The sequence below is a fragment of the Blastococcus sp. SYSU D00813 genome, from assembly GCF_054050735.1.
The window spans coordinates 142357-168978 of sequence record NZ_JBJGZX010000001.1 but is presented as its reverse complement, the minus strand read 5'-3'; the positions used below and the strand labels follow the sequence as shown (position 1 = coordinate 168978).

Genomic DNA, 26622 nt, shown 5'->3' with positions numbered 1-26622 from the left:
GGACGACGCGATGACCTCCCCCGAGACCCCGGACAGCCCGGCCACCCGCGAGCAGCTGGAGCGCGCGGTCGACCAGATGGCCGAGGAGGCGCGGGCCGCCGAGAGCGAGCCGGTCGTCAACGCCACGCCACCGGCGAAGCGCGCGGCGGCCAAGAAGGCGCCCGCCGCGAAGAAGGCCCCCGCCGCGAAGAAGGCCCCCGCCACGAAGAAGGCGGCAGCGGCCGCCGAGGGCGACGGCGCCCCGGCGAAGAAGGCCACCCGCAAGGCCGCGGCGAAGAAGACCGTCGCGGCGCAGGGCGCGGTGGCCGAGGTCGAGCCGGCCGCCAGCGCCGGCGCGGTGGGCGCGCAGGGCGCAGCCACCGAGGACGCCCCGGCGGCGCCGGCGAAGCGGGCGCCGCGCAAGGCGCCCGCCGAGCGCACCCCGGCCGAGCGCGCACCCCGCAGGAAGGCCGCCGCGAGCTCCCCCGCCGACATCCACGAGCCGCAGGCCGACGTCGTCGCCGAGCAGGGCGGTACCGCCGCGCCGGTGGTCGCCCCGGCGCCGATCGCCGAGCCGGGGTCGCCCAGCGGCGCCCCCGCCGGGCAGCCGGAGGCCCCCGACCCCGACCCGGCGGCGCCGAGCACGCCGCAGGCACCGGAGCAGGCCCCCGCCGATGCCCCCGCCCCCGCCGATGCGCCCGCCTCCGTCGATGCGCCCGCCTCCGTCGATGCGCCCGCCTTCGCCGATGCCCCCGCCGACGCGGCCGCGACGACGGGCCCGGCCGCCGAGGGGACCGCGCCCGAGGCGGGCGGGGTCGACCCCGAGCCGGCCGGTGCGCGGGAGGTCTCCGGCGACGACCTGCGTGCGGTGGTGGAGGGCTGGTCGCACGACCCGCACGCCGTCCTGGGCGCCCACGCCACCGGCGACGGGTGGGCGGTGCGCACGCTGCGGCCCGACGCGGTGTCCGTCGCCGTCCTCGACGAGGACGGCACCCGCTACGAGGCGCGGCAGCTGCACGGCGGCGGCATCTACGAGGCGCTGCTCCCCCGGCAGCCCGGCGACTACCGGCTCGAGGTCGTCTACCGGGCCGACGGCGGCGCGGACGACTCCGGGCACGCCTACACCGTCGACGACCCGTACCGCTGGCTCCCCACGGTCGGCGAGCTGGACCAGCACCTCATCCGCGAGGGCCGGCACGAGCGGCTGTGGGAGGTCCTGGGCGCGCACGTCCGCCGCTACGAGACCCCACGCGGCACGGTGGAGGGCGTGTCCTTCGCCGTGTGGGCGCCCAACGCCCGCGGCGTGAAGGTGACCGGCGACTTCGACTACTGGGAGGCCCGCGCCTACCCGATGCGGTCGCTGGGCTCCTCCGGTGTGTGGGAGATCTACATCCCCGGCGTCCAGGTCGGCAGCCGGTACCGCTACCACGTCCTCGGCGCCGACGGCACCTGGCGGGAGAAGTCCGACCCGCTGGCCTTCGCCACCGAGGTGCCGCCGCTCAACGCCTCCGTCGTCACCGACTCCACGCACGAGTGGGGCGACGAGGAGTGGCTGACCGCCCGCGCGGCCGGCAACTGGCACGAGCGGCCGATGAGCGTCTACGAGGTGCACCTGGGCTCGTGGCGGCAGGGCCTGTCCTACCGGCAGCTCGCCGACGAGCTGGTCGACTACGTCTCGGCCGCCGGGTTCACCCACATCGAGTGCATGCCCGTCGCCGAGCACCCCTTCGGCGGCTCCTGGGGCTACCAGGTCACCAGCTACTACGCGCCCACCGCCCGCTTCGGCAGCCCGGACGACTTCCGCTACCTCGTCGACCGGGCGCACCGGGCCGGCATCGGCGTCATCGTCGACTGGGTGCCGGCGCACTTCCCCAAGGACGCCTGGGCCCTGGCCCGCTTCGACGGCACCCCCCTGTACGAGCACCCCGACCCCCGCCGCGGCGAGCAGCCCGACTGGGGCACCTACGTCTTCGACTTCGGCCGCGTCGAGGTCCGCAACTTCCTCGTCGCGAACGCGCTGTTCTGGTGCAAGGAGTTCCACGTCGACGGCATCCGCGTCGACGCGGTCGCCTCGATGCTCTACCTGGACTACTCCCGCGAGGAGGGCCAGTGGACGCCCAACGTGCACGGCGGCCGGGAGAACCTGGAGGCCGTGGCGTTCCTGCAGGAGATGAACGCGACCGTCTACCGCGAGGTGCCCGGGGTGGTCACCATCGCCGAGGAGTCCACCGCCTGGCCCGGCGTCACCCGCCCCACCTACCTCGGGGGCCTGGGCTTCGGCTTCAAGTGGAACATGGGCTGGATGCACGACTCGCTCGAGTACATGAGCAAGCAGCCGGTGCACCGCAGCTACCACCACGGCCAGATGACGTTCTCGATGATCTACGCCTACTCCGAGAACTACGTCCTGCCGATCAGCCACGACGAGGTCGTGTACGGCAAGGGCTCGCTGCTGCGGAAGATGCCCGGTGACCGGTGGCAGCAGCTGGCCAACCTGCGCGCCTACCTGGCGTTCATGTGGTCCCACCCCGGCAAGCAGCTGCTGTTCATGGGCTCGGAGTTCGCCCAGGACTCCGAGTGGGCCGAGAGCCGGTCGCTGGACTGGTGGCACCTCGACGACCCGGCGCACCGCGGCGTGCTGCAGCTGGTCACCGACCTCAACGCCCGCTACCGCGAGCTGGAGGCGCTCTGGTCGCTGGACGTCGACCCCGCGGGCTTCCAGTGGATCGACGCCAACGACGCCTCGGGCAACGTGCTGAGCTTCCTGCGCTACGGGAAGCCGGGGCGGGCGGAGCTGCCCGAGGGCGCCGGGTCCCCGGAGGACGCCGGGCAGACGCCGGGCCAGGCGCTCGCCGTCGTCTCCAACTTCGCCGGCGCCCCGCACCACGGCTACCGCATCGGCCTGCCCCGCGGCGGCACCTGGCGGGAGGTCCTCAACACCGACGCCGAGGGCTACGGCGGCTCGGGTGTCGGCAACGCCGGGCTCGTGGTCGCCGAGGCGCAGCCCTGGCACGGGCAGCCCTTCTCGGCGACCCTGTCCGCCCCGCCGCTGGGCACCGTCTGGCTGCTGCACGAGGGCTGAGCGCCGGCGCCACGGGGCGCCCCGCCCGGGACCACCACGACCGGGGCCGTTGACGGCCCGGGAGGCAGCGGGCAGCCTCCCGGGCCGTGTCCCGCCGCCCGGCCGCCCGTCTCGTACTCCTCGTCGCGGCCGGCGTCCTCGCCGCCGGCTGCACCTCGGTCGTGTCCGGCGCCGGCGAGCCGGTGGGCGGGCTGCGCACCGACGCGACCGAGGCCGACCTGCCCGTCGGCCTCGCCGGGGACGACGAGGTCGACCGGGTCGCGCGCAACGCGCTGGCCGACGTCGTCACGTACTGGGAGGAGACGCTGCCCGCCGTCTACGGCGAGGAGTTCACCCCGCCCGAGGGCGGCTACTGGTCGGTCGACCCGGCCACCGACGACGACGGCGACCTGCCCCGCGACAGCTGCGTGGACGTGGACTACGTCGCGATGACCAGCGCGCTCTACTGCCCCGACACCGACACCGTCCTCTACAACGCCGGCGGCCTGGCCGACTCGATGACGGCGATCGGGCCGCTGGTCGTCTCCTCGACGATGGCGCACGAGATGGCGCACGCGGTGCAGCACCGCGTCGGCACCGCCGACCGGGAGTCCTCGCTGGTGCTGGAGACCCAGGCCGAGTGCCTCGCCGGGTCGTGGAGCCGATGGGTCGCCGACGGTGGCGGCGCGCACAGCGCCGTCCGCCCGGCCGAGCTCGACCTGTACCTGGAGGGGTACGCGTTCTTCGGCGACCCGGCCGGCAGCTCACCCGAGGACCCGGGCGCGCACGGGTCGGCCTACGACCAGCTCGCCGCGTTCCTCGTCGGGTGGCACGGCGGCGCGCAGGCCTGCCGCGAGGAGTTCACCGGGGACCGCGTGTTCGTGATCGCGGAGTTCGAGTCCGCGGAGGACGAGGAGGCCGGCGGCGACCTGCCGCTGAGCGAGACGCTGACCGCCGCAGAGCAGTTCCTGGACGACTTCTGGTCGGCCCTGTCCGCCGGCCAGCTCGGCGGCGGTGGTGGCTGGACCGGCGACGTCCCCACCCCGGCGGTCACCCCGTCGCTGCCCGACGCGTGCCGGCCGGCCACGCCGCAGCTGCGGCTGGGCTGGTGCGTCGACGCCGACGGCCGCTCCACGGTCGTCGCCGACGAGGACGTGCTCGCACCCGCGGCGGCGGAGCTGGGCGACTTCGCCGTCGTCGCGCTGATCGGCCTGCCGTGGGCGATGGCCGCCCGCGAGCAGCTCGGCCTGGACGTCGACGGCCCCGCGGCGCTGGCCTCGGCCGCCTGCACCGTCGGCTGGATGACCGGCCTGGCGTTCGCCGGCGAGCTGCCCGGCCAAGAGCTGCAGCTCTCCCCCGGTGACGTGGACGAGGCCGCACTGGTGCTGCTCGACGCCGCGGAGGACCCGTCGCTCGTGCCGGCGCCGGAGTTGCCGGCCACGGAGCTGGTGGACGCGTTCCGCCGCGGCTTCGAGTCCGCGGGTGACGCCTGCGCCGCCTGATCCTCCGGTCGGAGGACGCGCGCGCGATTCGGCACCACGGCGGACGGTGCTCGTGCATCATGTGCCGGCTCTCGAACCGCCGCCTGCAGGGCGGCAGTCCCCCAGCAGACGAGGAACGACGCTCCATGAGGCAGGTCTCGCGCCGCGCGGTGGTCGCGGCAGCGGTGGGCAGCGTGCTGCTCACCGGTTGCACCAGCAGCATCGACGGAACCGCGAACCCGCCGGTCACCGACGCGACGGCCGACGAGTTCCCGATCGTGGGGGCCGCCGACAACGAGGTCGACCGGATCGCGCGCAACGCCTTCGTCGACCTCAACACCTTCTGGACCCAGTCCTTCCCCGAGTACTTCGGGGAGGACTTCCTGCCCCTGCAGGGCCCGTACTCGTCCGTCGACACCGACGACATCGACTACAGCCTCTACCCGGAGGACACCGGCATCGGCTGCGAGGAGTACCCGGTCGACCCCGCCGAGGTGGAGATGAACGCCTTCTACCACTACGGCTGCGACGTCGTCGCCTACGACCGGCCGTTCATCGCCGGCCAGATGGAGCAGTTCGGCCCGTACATCAACTCCGCGATCATGGCCCACGAGTTCGGGCACCTGCTGCAGGGCCCGCTCGACGAGCCCGCCGGCCGCATCGGCCGGTTCAGCGACATCACCATCTACCTCGAGACCCAGGCCGACTGCCTCGCCGGCGCCTTCACCCAGTGGGTCGTCGCCGGCAACGCCGAGCACACCACCGTGCGGGTCGAGGACCTCGACCGGGTGATCAGCGGCTTCATCGAGCTGCGCGACCCGGTGGGCCTCACCGACGTCGACGTGCAGGGCGCGCACGGGTCCGGCTTCGACCGGGCGTCGGCCTTCTACGAGGGGTACACCGACGGCGTCGCCGCCTGCCGGGACAACTACGCGGAGGGCGCCCGGGTCTTCACCGTCGACGAGTTCTCCAACCAGGAGGACTACGACAACGAGGGCAACGCCCCCTTCGACGTCGTGCCGGACGTCATCACGAACTCGCTGCCGGTGTACTTCGACTCCTGGGTCGACGGCCTCGACGCCCCGACGCTCGACTTCAGCGGGACCGCACCCGAGTGCGGCGACATGGTCGAGCGGGAGCTGGGCTGGTGCGAGTCGGACAACACCGTCTACGTCGACGGGGAGCTGGTGGAGTCCGCGTACGCCGAGCTCGGCGACTTCGCCGTGGCGACGGCCTACGCCCTGCCCTACGGGCAGGCCGTCCGGGCGCACCTGGGCCTGCCCGCCGACGACACCACGGCCACCGTGTGCCTCGCCGGCGCCTACACCGCGGCGTTCTTCAACGGCGACTTCGAGGAGAACACCACGCTCAGCCCCGGCGACGTGGACGAGGCGGTCCAGTTCCTGCTGACCTACGGCCAGCTCGAGACCGTCCTGCCCAACGTCGACGCCACCGGGTTCGAGCTGATCGGCGCCTTCCGGGCCGGCTTCCTCGAGGGCCCCGGCGCCGACCCCTGCGGCATCCAGTAGGACCCGGCTCCGGCCGGAGCGGTTGCCGTCCCACCGTCGCGGGCACCCCGCGACGGTGGGACGTCCTCGTTTCCGGCGCCGGTCCGGCGCCGCTGTCGCCGCCCTGGCCGCCGGCCTGCTGCTTTCGGGGTGCGTGGTGACGCTCGGCGGCGTGCCCCGGGCGGCCGAGCCGCCTCCGCCGGACGCGCCCGACGGCGAGGTCGGCGTCGTCGGCACCGACGGCGGCCCGGTCGACCGGCTGGCCACCAACGCCCTCGCCGACCTCGGCACCTACTGGGCCGAGACCCTGCCCGACGTCTTCGACGTCGACTTCGAGCCCCTGCGCGGCGGCTTCTTCAGCGTCGACCCCGACGACGTCGACCCGGCCGCCTACCCCGACGGCATCGGCTGCGGCGCCGACCCCGCCGACGCCGAGAGCAACGCCTTCTACTGCCAGGCCGAGGGCGTCGCCAACTCCGACTCCATCAGCTGGGACCGCGCCTTCCTCGGCGAGCTGGCCGAGGACTCGGGGCGCTTCCTCCCGGCCCTGGTCATGGCGCACGAGTACGGGCACGCGATCCAGGCCCGGGTCGGCTACCCCCGGACGTCGATCCTCACCGAGACCCAGGCCGACTGCTTCGCCGGCGCGTGGACCGCCTGGGTCGCCGCGGGCGAGGCCGAGCACACCCAGATCCGCGAGGTCGAGCTCGACCAGGTCCTGGGCGGCTACCTGCAGCTGCGCGACCCGGTCGGCACCGGGCAGTTCGAGGAGCAGGCGCACGGCTCGTTCTTCGACCGGGTGTCCGCGTTCCAGGAGGGGTTCGACGCCGGGGCCGAGGCGTGCCGGGACGAGTTCGGCCCCGACCGCCCCTTCACCCAGCAGGAGTTCACCTCCGACCAGGACCTGGCCAGCGGCGGCGACGCGCCGTTCCCGACCGCCCAGGAGCTCGCGGGGACCTCGCTGCCGGAGTTCTGGCGGCGGGCCTTCGACGAGGTGCTCGGCGGCACGTTCGAGGCGCCCGACCTCGAGGCCTTCGACGGGTCGCCGCCGGACTGCGCGGCCGACGACGACCTCGACCTCGTCGCCTGCCCCGACGAGGGGCTCGTGGGCTACGACGAGGAGGACCTCGCCCGGCCGCTGTACGACGAGATCGGCGACTTCGCCGTGCTGACGGCGGTGTCGGTGCCGTACGCCCTGGGGGCCCGCGCCCAGCTCGGGCTCTCCACCGACGACGAGGACGCCCGGCGCTCGGCGATCTGCCTGACCGGCTGGTACGCGGCCGCGGTCGCCGACGGCGCGCTCACCGACATCGTGATCTCTCCCGGCGACGTCGACGAGAGCGTGCAGTTCCTGCTCACCCGCGCCGGCGACCCCGCGGTGCTGCCCGGGCTCGACCTGTCGGGCTTCGAGCTGGTCGACCTGTTCCGCAACGGCTTCCTGGAGGGGGCCTCCGCCTGCGACATATAGGACCCCCGTGCCCCCCGGCACTCGCGAGCTCGCACCGGGCCCCTGCACGGGGGCCGGGCAGGACTCAGTACAGGGCGATCATCAGCTGGCGGCGTGCGGCGGCCACCCGCGGGTCGTCGTCGCCGACGACGGCGAACAGCTCGACCAGGTGCTGGCGGGCGGCGTCGCGGTCGTCCCCCGCGGTGCGCCGGACCGTGTCGACCAGCCGCGCGAACGCGCCCTCGACGTCGCCGGTGCCCAGCAGGAAGTCCGCGGCCCGGGTCTGCGCGGCGACGTCGTCGGGCGCGGCGTCGGCCTCGGCCAGCGCGTCGGGGCCGGCGGCGTCGGCGCGCTGGAAGAGCTGCACCTGGCGCAGCGCCAGGCCGGCCACCGGGTGGTCGGGCTCGGCGTCGAGGACCGCCTGGTAGGCGGCCGCCGCGGCAGTGAGGTCGCCGCGCTCCAGCGCGGCCTCGGCGGCGTCCAGGCGCGGGTCCTCGGGCTCCTGCGGCTCGCCGGCGCCGGGCACCGCACCGCCGGTGGTCGCGCGGACCAGCTCGGTGACGAACTGGCGGGCCTGCTCCTCGGGGATCGCGCCGGTGAACTCGGCCACCAGCTGCCCCTGCCACACGGCCTTGACCGCGGGGATGCCCTGCACGCGCAGCCCCTGGGCCAGCGCCGGGTTGGCGTCGACGTCGACCTTGGCCAGCACCCACGAGCCGCCGCCCTCGGCGGCCAGCCGCTCGAGCACCGGGGACAGCTGCTTGCACGGCCCGCACCACTCGGCCCACAGGTCCAGCACGACCGGCACCTGGAAGGACCGGTCGAGGACCTCGCTCTGGAAGGTCGCCTCCGTGACGTCGACGACCGCCGCGCCGGGTGCTCCGGCCGGCGCCGCGGCGCTGGGCGGCGGCGCGGACTGGGCGCGGGCGGCGGCCTCGGACCGGGCCTTGACGGCGGCCAGGTCGACGGCGCCGGACATCGCGGCGGCCAGCTGTGCCTGCTGGGCCTGCGCGCGCGGGTCGGGACGTCCGGGACGAGTGGGCTGCATGTCCCCGATGATCCCACCCCGGACCCGCGCGCGGCGGCGGGTGCCCTGCTCAGGCAGCCGGGGCGGGGCGCAGCGCAGGGACGTGCCGCAGCCCGAAGACCTCCCGCAGTGCGAGCCTGGCGGCGTTGTCCCCGCACATGCCGTGCACCGCCGGTCCCGGCGGCGTGGCGGCCGAGGCGAGGTAGGTGCCCGCGACCGGCGTCTTGTAGGTGTTCCAGCGCGGCACCGGACGCGCCAGCATCTGGCGCAGCGAGGCCTCGCCGTTGGAGATGTCCCCGCCGACGTGGTTGGGGTTCCACACCTCCATCTGCCGGGCGTCCTTGGTCGCGCGGGCGACGATCGTGTCGCGGAAGCCGGGCGCGAACCGCTCGACCTGTGCCTCGATGGCCCCGGTCATGTCGACGTCGGAGCCGTGGGGCACGTGGACGTAGGCCCAGAAGACGTGCTCGCCGCCGGGCGCCCGCGTCGGGTCGACCACCGTCGGCTGCACCGCCAGCACGTACGGCTTGTCCGCCGGCCGGCCGTGCGCCGGCCCCTCCTCCCCGGCCATCGTCTCGGCCAGGGTGCCGGCGACGTGGATGGTCCCGGCCCGCCGGACCTCGGGGTTGGCCCAGGGCACCGGCTCGGACAGGATCCAGTCGATCTTGAAGACGCCGGGACCGTGCTTGTACCGCGACACCCACCGGCGGTAGCCGTCGTGCACCCGGTCGCCGGCCATCCGCACGAACGCCCGCGGGGTCGTGTCGAGCAGGACCGCCGGCACGCCCTCGAACTCGCGCAGGTCGGTCACCTCGTGCCCGGTGACCAGCTCGCCGCCCTGCTGCTCGAACGCCGTGACCATCGCGTCGGCCAGCTTCTGCGACCCGCCCTCGATCAGCGGCCAGCCGCCGTGGTGGGCCAGCATCCCGAGCAGCATGCCCAGCGCCGCGGTCAGCGGCCGGGCGAGGTCGAGCATCCCGTGCGCCGCGGCGCCGGCCAGCAGCGCCTGCCCCTCCTCGGTGTCGAAGTTCCGCCGGGCCAGCCACCGGACGTTGGGCAGCCCGGTGAGCCCGAAGCGCGCCACCTCGACGGGGCTGCGGGTGGGCAGCCGGCGCAGCATGCTGGAGAGGAAGAAGTCGACGACGTCCTCCCGGTGCTCGACCAGCGGCTCGAACAGCCGGCGGTAGGCCGCCGCGTCGCTGCCCAGGCCGGCCGCCGTCTCCTCGAGCGACCGGCGGGAGACCGCCGCCCGGCCGCCGTCGAGCGGGTGGGCGTAGCAGACCTCGGGGTGCACCAGCCGCACGCCGCGGCTGGGCAGGTCGAACTCGCGGAAGAACGGCGAGACGGCGGCCATCGGGTGCACCGTCGAGCACACGTCGTGGTGGACCCCGGAGCGGATCAGCTCCTCGGTGCGCATGCCGCCGCCGGGGCGGTCGGCCTTCTCGACGAGCTGGACGCGCAGCCCCGCGGCCGACAGCCGCAGCGCCGCGGCCAGCCCGTTGGGTCCCGTTCCGACGACGACGGCGTCCGGCTTCGTGCTCACCGTGCCATCCTCGCCGAGCGGCCCCGGAGCTGCCCGGCTAGAGCTGCCCGAGCAGCTCGTCGGCCGCCCGGAACGGATCGGTCTGCCCCGCCACGACCCGGGCGGCGAGGGAGTCCAGCGCCGCCGAGCCGCGGACGTCGCCCATCCGCTCGCGCAGGCCGGCCAGCGCGATCGCCTCGATCTCGCGGGCCGCCCGCTCGGTGCGGCGGCGCTGCCCCTCCCCCGAGGCCGCCAGCCACTCGGCGTGCCGGTCGAGCTGGTCGAGGACGCCGTCGATGCCGTTGTCGGTGTCCCGGCTGGCCACCGTGCGGCAGATCGGCGGCCGCCACCAGCCCTCCTGGTCGTGCCGGCCACCCAGGGACTGCATCGACCGCAGGTCGCGCACGGTCTCGGCGGCGCCGTCCCGGTCGGCCTTGTTCACCACGAAGACGTCGGCGATCTCCAGGATCCCGGCCTTCGCAGCCTGGATGCCGTCGCCCATCCCCGGGGCCACCAGCACCAGGGTAGTGTCGGCCAGCGAGGCGATCTCCAGCTCCGACTGCCCGACCCCGACGGTCTCGACCAGGACGACGTCGCAGCCGGCCGCGTCGAGCACCCGCAGCGCCTGGGGCGTCGCCCACGACAGCCCGCCGAGGTGGCCGCGCGAGGCCATCGAGCGGATGTAGACGCCGCGGTCGCCGGCGTGGTCCTGCATGCGCACCCGGTCGCCGAGCAGGGCGCCACCGGAGAAGGGCGACGACGGGTCGACCGCCAGCACCCCGACCCGCAGGTCCCGCGCGCGCAGCGCCCGCACCAGGGCGGTCGTCGTCGTCGACTTGCCGACGCCGGGCGAGCCGGTGAGCCCCACGACCCGGGCCGAGCCCGTGTGCGGGGCCAGGGCCGCGGCGACCTCGCGCAGCGCCGGGCTCGCGTCCTCGACCAGCGAGATCAGCCGGGCGACCGACCGCGGGTCGCCCGCGCGGGCACCCTCGACGAGGGCGGGGACGTCGACCGCGCGCCGCCCCCGCCGGGCGGGTCGTCGCCCGGCGGGGGCGGCGGGGCCGGGCGTCTGTACGGCGGTGGCCTCGAGGTCCTCCCCGGCCGCCCCGCTCACGAAGCCTTGGCGGGCACGTGCAGGATCAGCGCGTCGCCCTGGCCGCCGCCGCCGCACAGGGCGGCGGCGCCGACGCCGCCGCCGCGCCGGCGCAGCTCCAGGGCCAGGTCGAGCACGATGCGGGCGCCGCTCATGCCGACGGGGTGGCCCAGGGCGATGGCCCCGCCGTTGGGGTTGACCTTCTCCGGGTCGATGCCGAGCTCGCGGGTGGAGACGATGCCGACGGCGGCGAAGGCCTCGTTGAGCTCGACCAGGTCGAGGTCCTTGGGGTCGATGCCCTCGCGGGCGCACGCCTTCTGGATCGCCCGCGACGGCTGGGTCTGCAGGGAGGCGTCCGGCCCGGCGACGACGCCGTGCGCGCCGATCTCGGCGAGCACGGTGCAGCCGAGCTCGGCGGCCTTCTCGGCGCTCATGACGACGACCGCGCAGGCCCCGTCGGAGATCTGCGAGGCGGTGCCGGCGGTGATCGTGCCGTCCTTGGCGAAGGCCGGCTTGAGCTTGGCCAGGCTCTCCACGGTCGTGTCGGCGCGGATGCCCTCGTCCTCGCGGAACTCGATGGGGTCGCCCTTGCGCTGCGGGATGAGGACGGGGGTGATCTCCTCGTCGAAGACCCCGTTCTTGGCCGCCCGCGCCGCCTTCTGGTGGCTCTCGGCGGCGAAGGCGTCCTGCTCCTCGCGGGTCAGGCCGTACTGCGCGTTGTGCTGCTCGGTCAGCACCCCCATGGCCACCTGGTCGAAGGTGTCGCTCAAGCCGTCGTGGGCCATCGCGTCCACCAGCGTGGTGTCGCCGTACTTGGTCCCGGTCCGGCTGTTCTTCAGCAGGTGCGGGGCCTGGGTCATGGACTCCATGCCGCCGGCGACCACGACGTCGAACTCCCCGGCGCGGATGAGCTGGTCGGCCAGGGCGATGGCGTCGATGCCCGACAGGCAGACCTTGTTGAGCGTGAACGAGGGCACCGACATCGGGATGCCGCCGGCCACGGCCGCCGGCCGGGCCGGGTTCTGGCCGGCGCCGGCCTGGATGACCTGGCCCATGATCACGTAGTCGACCTGGTCGCCGGTGATCCCGGCGCGCTCCAGCGCGGCCTTGATGGCGATCCCGCCCAGGTCGGCCGCCGAGAAGTCCTTGAGCGAGCCGAGCAGCCGGCCCATGGGGGTGCGCGCGCCGCTGACGATGACCGAACGGGACATGGGTGCCTCCAGGTACGCCGGCCGCCGACGCTGGCGACCGGGTCGGTGAGGGGCCGGCGGGACGGGTGCGCCGCTCCCGCCGGGTGGGCTGCGCAGAAGGATAGGACGCCCCGTGCAACGAGCGGACCGTGTGGGCGGCTGCTGTTGCCTGCGCCACACCCGGCGTCACACCGGCGCCGCGCCGGTCCGGTGGTGCACCGACGGACAGCGCGCCGTGGAACCGGTCCCCCGGGACCGGAGGCCCCCGGAGGCGCAGGTCGGGTGGGCCGTGGCCGCCGGCCACCGGGTCGTGACCCACGACCGCCGAGGGCCCGGGGTCAGCGGCGAGCGGGCGCACGAGGCCGTCGCCGGCAGCGGGCCCGGACCGGCCGCACCCGCACAGGACGTCCGAGACGTCCTGCGGCAGGATGCCGCGCGTGACCGACACGCAGACCGGCCTGCCCGCGGGCCTGTTCACGACCATCGACCACGTGGGCATCGCCGTCCCCGACCTGGACGAGGCCATCGCCTTCTACGAGAAGACGTACGGCATCACCTCGGTGCACGAGGAGACGAACGAGGAGCAGGGCGTCCGCGAGGCGATGCTCGCCGTCGGCGACGGCGACACCCGCATCCAGCTGCTCGCGCCGCTCACCCCCGAGTCGACGATCGCGAAGTTCATCGGCCGTTCCGGCCCGGGGCTGCAGCAGCTGGCCTTCCGCGTGGAGGACGTCGACGCGACCTGCGCGATCCTGCGCGAGCGCGGCCTGCGGCTGCTCTACGACGCCCCCAAGCGCGGCACCGCCGACAGCCGGATCAACTTCGTCCACCCGAAGGACGCCGGCGGGGTCCTCGTGGAGCTGGTCGAGCCGGCGAGGACCCCCGCCGCGCACTGACGCCGCGCGCCCGCCGGGTCAGCGGGGCCAGGCCACCGGGAACAGCGGGTGGTCCAGCTCCGCGCCAGCGGGCAGCTCGTCGGCCAGCCCCTCGAACGGCGGCGAGGTGCGCCACGGCCGCGGCGCGTGCCTGGCCTCCTCGGACAGGTACCGCAGCGACAGCACCCGCCGGCGGCCGGGGAAGGGGAAGCCGGGGGCGCCGTGCACGGTGAGGAAGTCGAAGAACACCGCGTCGCCGGGCCGCAGCTCCCACGCCCGGATGTCGTGCGCCGAACGGTCGGCCTCGACGTCAGGCAGCTCGGCCAGCGTCCCCTCGGGGAACCAGCGCGCCTCCCCGGTCATGAAGGTGCGGGGCATCAGCCACGGACCCGCGTGACTGCCGGCCAGCAGCTCGAGGCTGCCGGCCTCCGGGACGGGGTCGACCGGGATCCACGCGCTGACGCCCCGGCCGTCGACGTTGTAGTACGGCTGGTCCTGGTGCCACGGCGTGCGTTGTGCGGTGCCGCCCTCCTTGACCAGCACGTGGTCGTGGTAGAGCCGCACCCGCGGCGTCCGCAGGAGCGCCGCGGCGATCTCGGGCACCCGCGAGTGCAGCGCCAGCGCGGCGATGTCGGGGACGTCGCTCCACCGGCAGAAGTCCTCGACGAACAGCCCCGGGTCCTCGGGCCGGCTGGCGGTCAGCGCCAGGTCGCCGGGCCGGCGCAGGACCTCCTCGACCGCGCGCTCGGCACGAGCGACCTCGTCCGCGTCGAAGACACCGCGCACGCAGACGACGCCGTCCCGGGCGAACGCCTCGACCTGTTCCTGGGAGACCGGACCCACGGACGCAGCCTAGGCAACCCCGGTGCGCCGCCCCGCCGGGGAGTGGCGCAGGTCGCCCTGCCCCGCCTCGCCCCCCTCACTACTCGTCAGTAACATCTGCCCCCACCGCACCCGCTCCTCCGAGCCGACGAAGACCCGGGAGACACCGTGGACCAGATCAGGGACGCCATCCTCGCCGATCAGCTGGCCGACATCGGGGGGCTCCAGGTGCCGGAGTCCTACCGGGCCGTCGTCGTCCGCAAGGACGAGCAGGACATGTTCGAGGGCCTGGCCACCCGCGACAAGGACCCGCGCAAGTCACTGCACGTGCAGGAAGTCGCCACCCCCGAGCTGGGCCCGGGCGAGGCGATCGTGGCGGTGATGGCGTCGTCGGTGAACTACAACACCGTGTGGACGTCGATCTTCGAGCCCGTCTCCACCTTCGGGTTCCTGGAGCGCTACGGCCGGGTCTCCGAGCTCACCAAGCGCCACGACCTGCCCTACCACGTGGTCGGCTCGGACCTGGCCGGCGTCGTGCTGAAGGTGGGGCCGGGCGTGAACAAGTGGAAGCCCGGTGACGAGGTCGTGGCCCACTGCCTGTCGGTGGAGCTGGAGGACCCGGCCGGTCACGACGACACGATGATGGACCCGCAGCAGCGGATCTGGGGCTTCGAGACCAACTTCGGCGGCCTCGCGGAGCTCGCGCTGGTCAAGTCCAACCAGCTGATGCCCAAGCCGGCCCACCTGTCGTGGGAGGAGGCCGCCGCCCCGGGGCTGGTGAACTCCACCGCCTACCGGCAGCTGGTGTCCCGCAACGGCGCGAACATGAAGCAGGGCGACACCGTCCTGATCTGGGGCGCCTCCGGCGGCCTGGGCTCCTACGCCACCCAGATGGCGCTCAACGGCGGCGCCATCCCCGTCTGCGTCGTCTCCTCCCCCGAGAAGGCCGAGATCGTCCGGCGGATGGGCGCCGAGCTGGTCATCGACCGCTCTGCCGAGGGCTACCGGTTCTGGAAGGACGAGGCCACCCAGGACCCCAAGGAGTGGCAGCGGTTCGGCAAGAAGATCCGCGAGCTCACCGGTGGCGAGGACGTCGACATCGTCTTCGAGCACCCCGGCCGGGAGACCTTCGGCGCCAGCGTCTACGTCGCCAAGAAGGGCGGCACGATCATCACCTGCGCCTCCACCACCGGGTACCTGCACGAGTACGACAACCGGTACCTGTGGATGAACCTGAAGAAGATCCTCTCCTCGCACTTCGCCAACTACAAGGAGGCGTGGGAGGCCAACCGGCTCATCGACAAGGGCCTGATCCACCCGACCCTGTCGAAGGTCTACCCGATGGACGAGGTCGGTCAGGCCGCCCTCGACGTCCACCGCAACGCCCACCAGGGCAAGGTCGGCGTCCTCACCCTCGCCCCCGAGGAGGGCCTGGGCGTCCGCGACCGGGAGAAGCGCGAGAAGCACCTCAGCGCGATCAACCGCTTCCGCGGCGTCTGAGCCACGCTCCTCCCGCGGGACTCCGGGGAGGTGCCCCTCCGGGGGCACCTCCCCTGGCCGGTCCGCGTTCTATCGTCGGGGTCACGCACCCCGCCCCCGGCCGGCCCGGCCCCCCGGACCGACACGCCGACGAGCTCCGCCGACTCTGCGAGGATGACCGCATGACCGATCCCCGCCGCGACCTGGTGCCGATGCGCGAGGCCCAGCACTCGTTCGACGTGGTCCTGCGGGGCTTCGACCGCCACCAGGTGGCCGAGACGATCGAGCGGCTCGAGGCCGACATCCGGGTGGCCCTCGCCGACCGGGACGCGGCGATGGCCCGGTCCTCCGACCTGGCCGGCCAGCTGTCGGCGATGCACGCGGAGATCGACCAGCTGCGCCGCAAGGCCGCGAGCGCCGGTCCGGCCACCTTCGAGAACATGAGCGAGCGCATCTCGCACATGCTCCGGCTGGCCGAGGAGGAGGCGGCGGAGATCCGCCAGGCGGCCCAGCAGGAGGCCTCGGCGCTGCGCGAGCAGACCGCCGCCGAGGAGCGGGCGATGCTCGAGCGGCACGCCGCCGGGCAGGCCGAGGTCGAGCGCATGCTCGCCGAGGCCCGGCAGAACGCCGAGCAGATCGCCACCAAGGCCCAGATCCGGGCCGACGAGCTCGTCGCCAAGGCCCAGGAGAAGGTCGCCCGGCTCGACGCCGAGTCGCAGGCCCGGCGCGCCAAGGTCGAGGAGGACTTCGAGATCGCCCAGCGCGCCCGGCGCGCGGAGGCGGCCCGCCTCGAGGAGGAGCGCGACCGCGCCTCGACGGAGGCGGCCCGGCAGCGGGTGGCCGCCGCCGAGCAGCAGGCCGCGCACCTGGTCGGCGAGGCGGAGGCCGCGGCCGCGGCGATCCGCAGCGTCCGGGACGAGCTGACCGGCCGCCTGCTGGAGGCCCGCCGCATCCTCGGCACGCTGCCCGACCTCGGCGACCGGCCGGTGTCCCCGCCCGCGCCGCAGGTGCGCGAGCAGGGCGCCCAGCAGGCCCCCCGCCCGGCGGCCCAGCAGCCGCCGGCTCCCCCGCAGCAGCCCGCCCCGCAGCCGGCGCAGGGTGCCGGCGAGGCGGCGGCCGCCCGCCAGCCCGTGCGCCCGCCGGCGCCGACCACCCAGCCGGCCGTGCAGCGCGGCGCGCACCGGACGCCCACCGGGCCCCAGCCCGCGGTCGCGCCGCAGGGACCGACCACGCAGGTCGCGATGCAGACCGTGAGCGGCGGCCAGGCGAGCACCCCGCCGGCGCAGCAGACGCAGGTGATCCGCCCCGTCACCGCGCCGCAGCCGGCGGCCGGGCCCGCCACCGGACCCGGCGCCGCGGCCGGCACCCCGTCGGGGTCCCGGCCGGTCGACCCGCCGACGCTGGTGCAGCCGGCGGTCTCCGCCGACGGCACCGCCGACGCCGCTCCCGAGGGCCGGCCGGCCGAGCGCGCCCCCGCCCGGCCCGACGACGAGACCGCCGCGCCCGCGGCGCGCCGCTGACCCCAGCTCCACCGCGCCCGGCACAGCCGGTGCGGTACGGACGAACCGTGCACGACCGCTCCGAGCCGCCCTCGGCTGAGCCGCCCGCGCGGAGCGGCGGTCCCCGGCACGCCGCGCCGGAGGGCCGCGGCGCGCGGCCGTCGGTCCCCCCGTCGTGGCGGCCCGACGGCACCGGCTCCGGTCACCGGGCCGCCCACCGGCGGCGCGGCCCGTGGCCGGCCGTCGCCCTGGCGGCCACGGCTGCCGCGGCGATCGCGGCCCTCGTGGTGGTGGCGTCCGTCCGGGACGACGCGGGGGACGGCGCCGGCCGCGACGCGGCCGGCCCCGGCACGGCGGTCCCGGCCTCCCCCGCCCCCGACGCGGCACCACCCGCCCTCCTCGACTGGCTGCGCAGCGAGCTGCCCGACGACGGCACCGTCACGGCTCCGGCCGGTGTCCGCGACGCCCTGCTGCGCGCGGGCGCCGATCCGGCGGTCCTGCCGGACGCGCCGCCGGACGGGGCCGCGGACGCCGCGGTCCCGGCGCTGGTCCTGGTCGAGACCGCACCCGAGGGCGGCCGGGTGCTGGCCCGGTTCGACCGCGCCGGCGCGCTCCCCCTCCTGCTGGTCGACCCCGCGCCCGTCGCGCCGACCGCCGAGCAGCGCCGTCAGCGCGCGTCGCTCGCGGCGGCCGTGCTGGCCAACCCGACCTCGCGGGCGGAGGCGGACGCCAGAGAGGTGCTCGCCGCCGGCGACGTCGACGCCCGGCTGCTGACGGTGATCGCCGCGCTGACCGCCCAGGACGGCGTGGGCGTGTGGGACTTCCCCGCGCCGCCGGGCGAGGAGCCCGGGGCAGCGCCCGCACGGCGGGTGGTGGTCGACGCCGTCGGGGGCCGGCCCGTGCCCGCCGACGGGTCGGCGACCCAGCGGCTGGTGGCGTGGCTGGAGGCCCAGCTCGCGCCGTTCGCCCCGGACACGGTCGAGGTGACCGGGGACGGCGTCCTCGTCGGCTTCGCCTACGTCCCGGGACCCGACGCCGTCGTCGCCGCGGCCACCCCGTGACCGTCGGCGTGCGCCGTGGCCGGGTGCCCTGTACACGTGGGGCCGGCAGCTCGCGCGCCCCTGCGCTCGCGCGTGACCGCGACGACACCCAGGGGGAGCTCATGCGGACCGCCCGTGCCGTCCTCGCCGTCCTGCTCGCCGCCGTCTGCGCGGCGCTGCCGCTGCACGAGGCGCAGGCGGCCGACACCGGGCAGCTGCGCCTCGCCCACCTGTCCCCGGACACCCCGCCGGTCGACGTGTACGTCGACTCCGTGTCCGCGCCCGGCGCCGGCCGGACGTTCCCCGCGGTCGGCTACGGCAGCGTGTCGGACTACCAGCAGCTCCCGCCCGGCACCTACGCGGTGAGCATGCGCCAGGCCGGCGCCGACCCGGCCGGCCCCCCGGTGCTCTCGACGACCGTCGAGATCGGCGCCGGGGACGCCCGGACGGTCGCCGGCGTCGGCCCGTTCGCCGACCTGGGCCTGGAGGTGCTGGAGGACGACCTGACCTCCCCGGCGGCCGGCTCCGCCCGCATGCGGGTCGTCGCCGCCGCGGCATCGGCCCCGGAGCTGGGCGTCACCCTGCCCGGCGGGCGGACCGTGGCCGGCGCGCTGGCGTTCTCCGACACCAGCGGCTACGTCGAGGTCCCGGCCGGCGGCACCGCGCTGGAGGTGACCCCCGGCGGAGGGCAGCCGGTCACGCTGCCCGTCGACGTCGCCGGGGGCGCCGTCTACAGCGTCCTGGTCCTCGACGCCCCGGGCGGCGGCCTGACGGTGCGGCCGGTCCTCGACGCGGCGGGCGCGGCCACCGTGCCCGCCGGCGGGGTCGAGGCCGGCGCCGGCGGTGCGGCCGCAGGCTCCTCGCTGCCGGTGGTCCTCACCGGCGTCGTGCTCGCCCTGGTGGCCGCCGCCGGGCTGTTCGCCGCCTCGGCCCGCGCCGGCCGGCGGGTCGCCCGCGGCCGGCACTCCGCGGCGTCCTGACGACCGTGCCGCATCCCGCCCGGCACCGCCGGCCGCCGTCCCGGCACCGGGCGCCGCGCTGGAACCGGCTGACCGTGGTGCGGGCCCTGCTCGCAGTGGTGGCGGCCGTCGCGGGCACCGTGGCGCTGCTCGACGACGCGCCACCGCCGACGCGGGAGGCGCCCGTCCCGGCCGCGGCGGCCGGCCCGCCCGCCGTCCTCCGGGCGCAGGCGCCCGGCGCGGTCGCCGACCCCGTCCGGGTCCGCGTGCCGGGGATCGGCGTCGACAGCCCGCTGGAGCGGCTGGGCGTGGACCCCGCGGGAGCACTCGAGACGCCGGCCGACCCCGCGCTGGCCGGGTGGTTCGACGGCGGCCCCGCACCGGGGGACGTCGGTCCGGCGGTGCTCGCCGGCCACGTCGACTCGACCGCCGGGCCGGCGGTGTTCTGGCGGCTGCGGGACCTGACCCCGGGCGACGAGGTGCTCGTGGACCGCGCGGACGGGACGACGGCGCAGTTCACCGTGACCCGCGTGGAGCGCCACCCCAAGGACGCCTTCCCCACCGAGGCGGTCTACGGGCCCACGCCGGACCCGCAGCTGCGGCTGGTGACCTGCGGCGGGGAGTTCGACCGCGACCGGCGCAGCTACCGGGACAACGTCGTCGTCTTCGCCACCGCGACGTGATGGAACGGCCCCGTCGCAGGGACCCGCGCCGCGCGGAGCGTGGCGTGGGGGGCGAGGGGGTCCTCCATCAGCGCCGGCGACCTCGGGCCCGCCAGCAGGCGGCGTGCCAGTGGCGTCGGGAGTCGGCGGCCGAGTCGGTGTCCCACGGGTCCAGGTCGGAGTCGCGCGGGTAGGCCGGCCAGGTGACCAGGTGCGGCGTCGCCGGCCGGATCTCCTGGTCGCAGCCCGGGCAGCGGTAGCTCTTGGTGCTCGCCGCGCCGGTCAGCGACCGGACCACCCAGTCGCCGTCGGCCGCCTCCTCCACCCGCTCTGCACGCCGGGCCGGGTCGGGTCCCGGAGGACGCGACCCGGACCGTGCGCGCCGGCGGGGCACCGCTGTCAGCTGCGGGCGTAGTCGCGGAAGCCGCGCCCGGTCTTGCGGCCGAGGTAGCCGGCGGTCACCAGGTGCTCCAGCAGCGGGGCCGGGGCGAAGCCGGGCTCGCGGAACTCGGTGTAGAGCTCCCGCTCGATGGCCAGCGAGACGTCCAGGCCGACGACGTCGAGCAGCTCGAAGGGCCCCATCGGGTAGCCGCAGCCGACCTTCATCGCGGCGTCGATGTCGTCGGCGGTGGCGTAGTGCGCCTCGAGCATCTTCACCGCGTCGTTGAGGTAGGGGAACAGCAGCGCGTTGACGATGAACCCGGCCCGGTCGGTGCAGGAGACCGGGTGCTTGCGCAGGTTCTCGCAGACGGCGTAGGCGGTGGCGGTGACGTCGTCGGCGGTGGAGATGGTGGAGACGACCTCGACCAGCTTCATCACCGGCGCGGGGTTGAAGAAGTGCAGGCCCACGACGTCGGCGGGGCGGCCGGAGGCGCGGGCGCACTCGATCACCGGCAGGCTCGAGGTGGTCGTGGCGAGCACGGCACCGGGCTTGGCGATCTCGCCGAGGGCGGCGAAGAGGGCCTCCTTGACCGGCAGCGACTCCACGACCGCCTCGACGACCAGGTCGCGGTCGGCCATCTCGTCCAGGTCGGTGGTGCCGCGCACCCGGGACAGCGCCTCGTCGCGGGCGGCCTCGTCGAGCCGGCCGCGGGCGACCTGCTTGTCCAGCGACCTGGTCAGCGCCTTGGTGACGGCCTCGACCTTCTCCGCCGACCGGGCGTGGAACAGCACGTCGTAGCCGCCCTTGGCCACGACCTCGATGATGCCGGTGGCCATGGTGCCCGAGCCGACGACGCCGACGGCCTGGACCGGCCGGGCGCCGGCCGACGCGCCGCCGGGCTCGGGGGTCTGCGCGTCGGGGACGACCTCGGCGGAGTCGCGCTGGGCGTAGGTGTAGAAGCCGCGGCCGGTCTTCCGGCCCAGCAGCCCCGCGGTCATCATCTGCTTGATGATCGGGCTGGGCGCGTGCAGCCGGTTGCGCGACTGCTTGTACATCGTGTCGAGGATCTCGTAGGCGGTGTCGATGCCGATGAGGTCCATCAGCGCCAGCGGGCCCATCGGCAGGCCGCAGCCCAGCCGCATGGCCGCGTCGATGTCCTCCCGCGACGCGTAGCGGTTCTCGAACATCGACACCGCGTGGTTGAGGTAGCCGAACAGCAGCGCGTTGGCGATGAAGCCCGCCCGGTCCCCGATGGTGACGTCGACCTTGCCCAGCCGCGCGGCCAGCGCCTCGACGTCCTCCACCACCGACGGCTCGGTGACCACCGTGCGCACGACCTCGACCAGCTTCATGACCGGCGCCGGGTTGAAGAAGTGCATCCCGATGACCCGGCTCGGCCGGCCGGTGGCCACCGACAGCTCGGTCACCGACAGGCTGGAGGTGTTGGTCGCCAGGATCGTGTCCGGCGGGCAGATCGCGTCGAGCTTGCCGAAGATCTCGGTCTTGAGCTCCATCCGCTCCGGCACCGCCTCGATGACCAGCTCGGCGTGCGCCAGGTCCTCCAGCGAGGTCGAGTAGCGGATCCGGCCCAGGATCTCGTCCCGCTCGGCGGTCTCCAGCTTCCCGCGGCTCACCGCACGCTCGGTCGACTGCTCCACGTGCGCCCGGCCGCGGCCGACCGCCTCGTCGTCGACGTCCACGGCGGTCACCGACAGGCCCGCCCGGGCGAGCACCTCGCTGATCCCGGCACCCATGGTGCCCAGGCCGACGACGCCGACCTCGGTCAGTTCTCTGGCCACGCTGCCACTCCTCCCGATCGCTGATCGTCGGGGAGTCTCCCACCCGCGCGCGCGGTCCGCGCGCCCGGGTTACCGGCCGGTAACTAGAACAGCCGCTGGGACGGGTCGTCGGTGCCCTTGAGGACGGCGTAGTCGACGGTCAGGCAGTCGATGCCCCGGTCGGTGGCCAGCACGCGGGCCTGCGGCTTGATCTCCTGGGCGGCGAAGACGCCGCGGACCGGGGCGAGCAGCGGGTCGCGGTTGAGCAGCTCGAGGTAGCGGGTGAGCTGCTCGACGCCGTCGATCTCACCGCGCCGCTTGACCTCGACGGCCACGGTCGTCCCCGCCGCGTCGCGGCACAGCAGGTCCACCGGGCCGATGGCCGTCGGGAACTCGCGGCGCACCAGGGACCAGCCCTCGCCGAAGGTCTCGACGTGCAGCGCGAGCAGCCGCTGCAGCTCGGCCTCCACGCCGTCCTTCTGCAGGCCGGGGTCGACACCCAGCTCGTGCGAGGAGTCGTGCTCCACCGACTCGATGGTGATGACCAGCTGCTCCCCCGCCTTGTTGGTCACCGTCCAGGTGCCGGCCCCGTCGGTGAGCTCCTCGCGGAGCGAGCAGGGCGGGGTCATCCAGTTCAGCGGCTTGTAGGCCCGGTCGTCGGCGTGCACCGACACCGAGCCGTCGGCCTTGACCAGCAGCAGCCGGCTGGCCATGGGGAGGTGGGCGGTCAGCCGCCCGATGTAGTCGACCGAGCAGCGGGCGATGACCAGGCGCACGGGGAGCGACGGTACCGGGCGGGACGGGTGGGACCGGCGCGACCGCCCGGGAACCGGCGTGCGACGCCGGACGTCGTCCGACCGTGACGCGGACCCCACTGCGCGGCGTGCTCGCCGTCCTGGCGCTGGTGCTGCTGTGCTCGTGCGCCGAGCGCCCGGACGACGGCGGGGAGGCGGGCAGCCCGCCGTCCGCGCCGGAGCTGCCCGAGGGGCTGGTCCTGCAGGTGTCCTACACCGGCGGGTTCGTGACGCCGGAGATGCTCGCGACCCGGCTGCCGCTGGTCAGCGTCTACTCCGACGGGCGGGTGCTCTCCGAGGGGCCGGTGCCGGCCATCTACCCCGGCCCGGCGCTCCCCAACGTCCAGGTGGCGCAGGTCGACCAGGCCGCCGTCCGGCTGCTGGTCGAGCAGGCGCTGGCCGCCGGGGTGGCGGAGACCGGCGACCTGGGCAGCCCGCCGATCGCCGATGCCGCGTCCACCCGCTTCACCCTGGTGACCGCCGAGGGCACCTCCGTGCGGGAGGTGTACGCCCTGGCCGAGGGGGCCGGCGTCCCCGACGGCCTGACCCCGGAGCAGCAGGAGGGCCGGGCCGCGCTGACCGGTCTGCTCGACGCGGTCACCGCGACCACGGCCACGTCGTCCGAGGGCTACGTCCCGGCCGCCCTCGCGGTGGTGAGCCGCCCGTGGACGGAGACGGACACCGACCCCGAGCTGCCGCAGGCCGACGCGACCTGGCCCGGGCCGCAGCTGCCGGGCGAGCCGCTCGAGCCGGCGCTGGGCCTGTCCTGCCTGACCGTGACCGGGGCCGACGTCGCCCCGGTGCTCGAGGCCGCCCGGGCGGCCAACGCCCGGACGCCCTGGGTGGCGGCCGACGGCTCCCGGTGGGCGCTGTCGTTCCGCCCGCTGCTGCCGCACGAGGCCGGCTGCGCCGACCTGCGGGCCTGAGACGACCGCGGGCCCGGCCCCCGAGGGGAGCCGGGCCCGCGGACCGGTCGATCAGACGCCGGCCGGCTGCGGCTCGCGCAGGTCGGCGTCGACCCCGCCGGCGTCCTCCGCCGGGGCCATCGGGTCGACGGTCGAGGTGGACCGGTAGCGCTCGACGTCGAGGATGCCCTCGCGCTTGGCCACGATCGTCGGCACCAGCGCCTGGCCGGCGACGTTCACCGCGGTCCGGCCCATGTCGAGGATGGGGTCGACGGCCAGCAGCAGCCCGACGCCGGCCAGCGGGAGGCCCAGCGTGGACAGCGTGAGGGTCAGCATGACCACCGCGCCGGTGACGCCCGCGGTCGCGGCCGACCCGACCACCGACACCAGCGCGATGAGCAGGTAGTCGGTCACCGACAGGTCCACGCCGAAGAACTGCGCCACGAAGATGGCCGCCAGCGCCGGGTAGATCGCCGCGCAGCCGTCCATCTTGGTCGTCGCGCCCAGCGGCACGGCGAACGAGGCGTAGGAGCGCGGCACGCCCAGGTTCTGCTCGGTCACCCGCTCGGTCACCGGCAGCGTGCCGATCGAGGAGCGCGACACGAACGCCAGCTGGATCGCCGGCCAGGCGCCGGCGAAGTACCGCACCGGCGAGAGGCCGTGCAGCCGCAGCAGCACCGGGTAGACGACGAAGAGGACCAGGGCCAGGCCCGCGTACACGGAGCCGGCGAAGACGCCGAGCGAGCCGAGGGACTCCCAGCCGTAGCTGGCGACGGCGTTGCCTATCAGGCCGACCGTGCCCAGCGGCGCCAGGAGGATGACCCACCACAGCACCTTCTGCACGATCGCCAGCGCCGAGCGGACGAGGCCGAGGAACGGCTCGGCCGGCCGGCCGACCTTGAGCGCGGCCACGCCGATCGCGACCGAGAGCACGATCAGCTGGAGCACGTTGAACGACAGGCCGATCGATCCGTCGGCGCCCGCCGACCCCTGCAGGCCGAGGATGTTCGAGGGCACCAGGCCGGTGAGGAAGTCCCACCAGGAGCCGGTGGTCTCGGGGACGTCCTGGGCGGCGGCGTCGACGGAGCTGTTGCGGCCGGGCTCGGTCAGCAGCCCGAGGCCGATGCCGATGGCGACGGCGATCAGCGCGGTGACGGCGAACCACAGCAGGGTCTGGCCGGCCAGCCGGGCGGCGTTGGAGACCTGCTTGAGGTTGGCGATGCTGACGATGACCGCCGTCACGATCAGCGGGGGCACCAGGGCCTTGAGCAGCGTGACGAAGGTGCTGCCGACGGTCTGCAGGGTGCTGGTCAGCCAGTTCGGGGTCCCGTCGGCGACGGGACCGATCTCCCGGGCGACGAGCCCGAGGACGACGCCCAGCGCGAGGCCGAGCAGGACCTGCGCCGCGAACGGGACGCGGCGGAGACGTGCGAGCACGGGGAGGACTCCTGGAGAGCGAGGAAGGGGGTGGGACCGGACGCGGGTCCGCGTCAGCGGTCGGTCGTCACGCGCCCGTAGTCGACGGCGCGCCGCCTCGTGAGGCCCCAGGTGTCGTGCACGGCAGGTCCAATGCCGGGCGGGCCGGCCTCAGTCCCGGCTGTGCGCGGTCTCACGCCCGGCGGCGGAGTCGCCCGGGTGCGGGAACCGCGCTCGCGCGACTCCGCTCAGGTCAGACCCCCAGGTGGGCCAGCGCCTGCAGCAGCAGCGTCCCCTGGCCGCCGGCCAGCTCGGCGAGGACCCCGGGGTCGCGCGCCTCCTCCGGGGAGAACCAGGTGAGCTCCAGCGCGTCCTGCTGGGGCGCGCAGTCGCCCTCGACCGGGACGACGTAGGCCAGCGACACCGCGTGCTGGCGCGGGTCGTGGAACGGCGTCACCCCGGGGGTCGGGAAGTACTCCGCGATGGTGAACGGCTGCGGCGCCGGGGGCACCCGCGGCAGCGCGAGCGGGCCGAGGTCCTTCTCCAGGTGCCGCAGCAGCGCCGAGCGGACCCGCTCGTGGTAGAGCACGCGACCGGACACCAGCGCCCGCTTCACCTGCCCGTCCTCGCCCATCCGCAACAGCAGGCCGACCGCGGTGACCGACCCCTGGTCGTCCACCCGGACCGGCACGGCGTCGACGTAGACGATCGGCAGCCGCCCGCGGGCGGCGTCCATCTCCTCGGGGGCGAGCCAGCCGGCGTCGGACTCGGTCACATCGGTCACGGGGACTGTCTATCCGACGCAGCTCCGGCCCCCGTTGCAGGGGCCCACGCCGAGCGCAGCCGGGGGGCGTCCCGGCCCCCGTGCAGCGGCCCGCGACGAGCGGAGCGAGGCGTGGGGAGCACGGGGGTCCTTGCTCAGTCCGGCCAGACGGGCGGCCGCTTCTCGAGGAACGCCGCCATCCCCTCGCGGGCCCCGTCGAGCTGGCTGGCGGCGGCCATGACCTCGACGGCGATGTCGTAGGCGTCCCGCTCCGGCCGGTCCAGCTGGGCGTACATCGTCGACTTGCCCCAGGCCTTGCTCGCCCGCGAGCCGCGGGTGGCCCGGCCGACCAGGTCGGCGACGGCGGCGTCGAGCTCCGCGTCGGGGACCACCCGGTTCACCAGCCCCCAGTCCAGCGCGGTGCGGGCGTCGATGACGTCGCCGGTCAGCGCCAGCTCCATCGCGCGCTTGCGGCCGACGTTGCGCGCGATGGCGACCATCGGCGTGTGGCAGAACCACCCGCCCTTGCCGCCCGGCGCGGCGAAGCCCGCCGACTCCGCCGCCACGGCCAGGTCGCAGGAGGCGACCAGCTGGCAGCCGGCCGCGGTGGCCAGCGCGTGCACGCGGGCCACGACGACCTGGGGCACCGCCTGCAGGGTCTGCACGAGCTCCGTGCACAGCGCCAGCAGGCTGCGCACCTCGGCGACCGGGCGCCCGGCGACGTCGGCGAAGTCGTGGCCGGCGCTGAACACCGGCCCCTCGGCGGCGAGCACGATCCCCGTCGCGTCGGTGCCACCGGCCTCGGTCACCGCCCGCAGGAGCTGGCCCAGGTGCTCGCGGGAGAGGGCGTTGCGCCTCGCCGGGCGGCACATCGTGACGGTGACGACGTCGCAGTCCCGCTCGACCCGGGGCGCGCCGTCGCTGGCGTCTGCGCTCATGC

At 75.4% G+C, this 26622-nt stretch carries 22 protein-coding genes; 11 read left to right on the top strand and 11 right to left on the bottom strand.

Annotated features, from left to right (window positions below; all coding sequences use genetic code 11):
• Positions 1-10: 10 nt before the first annotated feature.
• From glgB to ACI8AX_RS00840, 4 genes are all read left to right on the top strand, one after another.
• Positions 11-3061 (top strand): 1,4-alpha-glucan branching protein GlgB, encoded by a 3051-nt coding sequence (gene glgB / locus ACI8AX_RS00855; protein WP_456547892.1) that lies wholly within the window; start codon positions 11-13, stop codon positions 3059-3061.
• Between the two features lie 86 nt (positions 3062-3147).
• Positions 3148-4542 (top strand): hypothetical protein, encoded by a 1395-nt coding sequence (locus ACI8AX_RS00850; protein ID WP_456547891.1) that lies wholly within the window; start codon positions 3148-3150, stop codon positions 4540-4542.
• A gap of 125 nt (positions 4543-4667) precedes the next feature.
• Positions 4668-6050, top strand: coding sequence for a neutral zinc metallopeptidase (locus ACI8AX_RS00845; protein ID WP_456547890.1), 1383 nt, complete (start codon positions 4668-4670; stop codon positions 6048-6050).
• A gap of 151 nt (positions 6051-6201) precedes the next feature.
• Entirely contained in the window at positions 6202-7497 is a 1296-nt protein-coding gene (locus ACI8AX_RS00840) for a neutral zinc metallopeptidase (RefSeq protein WP_456547889.1), read from the top strand.
• Between the two features lie 64 nt (positions 7498-7561).
• Here ACI8AX_RS00840 and ACI8AX_RS00835 read toward each other — a convergent pair whose 3' ends face one another.
• Genes ACI8AX_RS00835 through ACI8AX_RS00820 form a run of 4 tightly spaced genes read right to left on the bottom strand, consistent with a single transcriptional unit; the run spans position 7562 to position 12329 of the window.
• On the bottom strand, positions 7562-8524 hold the full coding sequence (locus tag ACI8AX_RS00835; protein ID WP_456547888.1) for a tetratricopeptide repeat protein: 963 nt from the start codon (positions 8522-8524) through the stop codon (positions 7562-7564).
• A 49-nt stretch (positions 8525-8573) separates the two neighbouring features.
• Entirely contained in the window at positions 8574-10046 is a 1473-nt protein-coding gene (locus ACI8AX_RS00830; protein WP_456547887.1) for a phytoene desaturase family protein, read from the bottom strand.
• 37 nt (positions 10047-10083) lie between these two features.
• A complete protein-coding gene (meaB, locus tag ACI8AX_RS00825; protein WP_456547886.1) occupies positions 10084-11139 on the bottom strand; it encodes a methylmalonyl Co-A mutase-associated GTPase MeaB in 1056 nt (351 codons plus the stop codon).
• A complete protein-coding gene (locus ACI8AX_RS00820; protein ID WP_456547885.1) occupies positions 11136-12329 on the bottom strand; it encodes an acetyl-CoA C-acetyltransferase in 1194 nt (397 codons plus the stop codon). The genes meaB and ACI8AX_RS00820 overlap by 4 nt, the downstream gene beginning before the upstream one ends.
• A 416-nt stretch (positions 12330-12745) precedes the next feature.
• Here ACI8AX_RS00820 and mce point away from each other — a divergent pair, with 416 nt between their 5' ends.
• Positions 12746-13204: a methylmalonyl-CoA epimerase gene (gene mce / locus ACI8AX_RS00815; RefSeq protein ID WP_456547884.1), complete on the top strand. Its 459-nt coding sequence runs from the start codon at positions 12746-12748 to the stop codon at positions 13202-13204.
• Positions 13205-13222: 18 nt separating this feature from the next.
• On the opposite strand, the gene ACI8AX_RS00810 is transcribed toward mce, so the two are convergent.
• A complete protein-coding gene (locus ACI8AX_RS00810) occupies positions 13223-14026 on the bottom strand; it encodes a phytanoyl-CoA dioxygenase family protein (protein WP_456547883.1) in 804 nt (267 codons plus the stop codon).
• Positions 14027-14173: 147 nt separating this feature from the next.
• Here ACI8AX_RS00810 and ccrA point away from each other — a divergent pair, with 147 nt between their 5' ends.
• From ccrA to ACI8AX_RS00785, 5 genes are all read left to right on the top strand, one after another.
• Positions 14174-15505 carry a crotonyl-CoA carboxylase/reductase gene (gene ccrA / locus ACI8AX_RS00805; protein ID WP_456547882.1) on the top strand — a complete coding sequence of 444 codons (1332 nt, stop codon included), beginning with the start codon at positions 14174-14176 and terminating at the stop codon, positions 15503-15505.
• Between the two features lie 161 nt (positions 15506-15666).
• Complete coding sequence (locus ACI8AX_RS00800) at positions 15667-17004, top strand: hypothetical protein (protein WP_456547881.1); 1338 nt, start codon at positions 15667-15669, stop codon at positions 17002-17004.
• 47 nt (positions 17005-17051) lie between these two features.
• Positions 17052-18044 carry a hypothetical protein gene (locus ACI8AX_RS00795; RefSeq protein WP_456547880.1) on the top strand — a complete coding sequence of 331 codons (993 nt, stop codon included), beginning with the start codon at positions 17052-17054 and terminating at the stop codon, positions 18042-18044.
• Positions 18045-18145: 101 nt separating this feature from the next.
• On the top strand, positions 18146-19003 hold the full coding sequence (locus ACI8AX_RS00790; RefSeq protein ID WP_456547879.1) for a DUF4397 domain-containing protein: 858 nt from the start codon (positions 18146-18148) through the stop codon (positions 19001-19003).
• 5 nt (positions 19004-19008) lie between these two features.
• On the top strand, positions 19009-19665 hold the full coding sequence (locus ACI8AX_RS00785; RefSeq protein WP_456547878.1) for a class F sortase: 657 nt from the start codon (positions 19009-19011) through the stop codon (positions 19663-19665).
• 67 nt (positions 19666-19732) lie between these two features.
• On the opposite strand, the gene ACI8AX_RS00780 is transcribed toward ACI8AX_RS00785, so the two are convergent.
• The 3 genes from ACI8AX_RS00780 to nucS all read right to left on the bottom strand — a co-directional run bounded on the left by ACI8AX_RS00780 (position 19733) and on the right by nucS (position 22580).
• Positions 19733-19969: a hypothetical protein gene (locus ACI8AX_RS00780; protein ID WP_456547877.1), complete on the bottom strand. Its 237-nt coding sequence runs from the start codon at positions 19967-19969 to the stop codon at positions 19733-19735.
• Between the two features lie 74 nt (positions 19970-20043).
• The gene (locus tag ACI8AX_RS00775) at positions 20044-21825 is read right to left on the bottom strand and encodes a 3-hydroxyacyl-CoA dehydrogenase family protein (protein ID WP_456547876.1); all 1782 of its coding nucleotides are present in this window, start codon (positions 21823-21825) and stop codon (positions 20044-20046) included.
• Positions 21826-21908: 83 nt separating this feature from the next.
• On the bottom strand, positions 21909-22580 hold the full coding sequence (nucS, locus tag ACI8AX_RS00770; RefSeq protein ID WP_456547875.1) for an endonuclease NucS: 672 nt from the start codon (positions 22578-22580) through the stop codon (positions 21909-21911).
• Positions 22581-22663: 83 nt separating this feature from the next.
• Between nucS and ACI8AX_RS00765 the strand changes: the two genes are divergently transcribed.
• Positions 22664-23524: a hypothetical protein gene (locus ACI8AX_RS00765; RefSeq protein WP_456547874.1), complete on the top strand. Its 861-nt coding sequence runs from the start codon at positions 22664-22666 to the stop codon at positions 23522-23524.
• A 51-nt stretch (positions 23525-23575) separates the two neighbouring features.
• On the opposite strand, the gene ACI8AX_RS00760 is transcribed toward ACI8AX_RS00765, so the two are convergent.
• The 3 genes from ACI8AX_RS00760 to ACI8AX_RS00750 all read right to left on the bottom strand — a co-directional run bounded on the left by ACI8AX_RS00760 (position 23576) and on the right by ACI8AX_RS00750 (position 26620).
• Positions 23576-24940 (bottom strand): dicarboxylate/amino acid:cation symporter, encoded by a 1365-nt coding sequence (locus ACI8AX_RS00760; RefSeq protein WP_456547873.1) that lies wholly within the window; start codon positions 24938-24940, stop codon positions 23576-23578.
• 232 nt (positions 24941-25172) lie between these two features.
• Positions 25173-25703 (bottom strand): NUDIX hydrolase family protein, encoded by a 531-nt coding sequence (locus ACI8AX_RS00755; RefSeq protein ID WP_456547872.1) that lies wholly within the window; start codon positions 25701-25703, stop codon positions 25173-25175.
• Between the two features lie 134 nt (positions 25704-25837).
• Positions 25838-26620, bottom strand: a complete 783-nt coding sequence (locus tag ACI8AX_RS00750; RefSeq protein ID WP_456547871.1) for an enoyl-CoA hydratase-related protein — start codon at positions 26618-26620, stop codon at positions 25838-25840.
• Between the last annotated feature and the right edge of the window lie 2 nt (positions 26621-26622).

Coding starts and splice junctions, on each gene's coding strand:
- ACI8AX_RS00820 (WP_456547885.1), bottom strand. CDS start 12,329: ATGTCCCGTTCGGTCATCGTCAGCGGCGCGCGCACCCCCATGGGCCGG.
- ACI8AX_RS00790 (WP_456547879.1), top strand. CDS start 18,146: ATGCGGACCGCCCGTGCCGTCCTCGCCGTCCTGCTCGCCGCCGTCTGC.
- ACI8AX_RS00800 (WP_456547881.1), top strand. CDS start 15,667: ATGACCGATCCCCGCCGCGACCTGGTGCCGATGCGCGAGGCCCAGCAC.
- ACI8AX_RS00750 (WP_456547871.1), bottom strand. CDS start 26,620: ATGAGCGCAGACGCCAGCGACGGCGCGCCCCGGGTCGAGCGGGACTGC.
- ACI8AX_RS00835 (WP_456547888.1), bottom strand. CDS start 8,524: ATGCAGCCCACTCGTCCCGGACGTCCCGACCCGCGCGCGCAGGCCCAG.
- ACI8AX_RS00845 (WP_456547890.1), top strand. CDS start 4,668: ATGAGGCAGGTCTCGCGCCGCGCGGTGGTCGCGGCAGCGGTGGGCAGC.
- glgB (WP_456547892.1), top strand. CDS start 11: ATGACCTCCCCCGAGACCCCGGACAGCCCGGCCACCCGCGAGCAGCTG.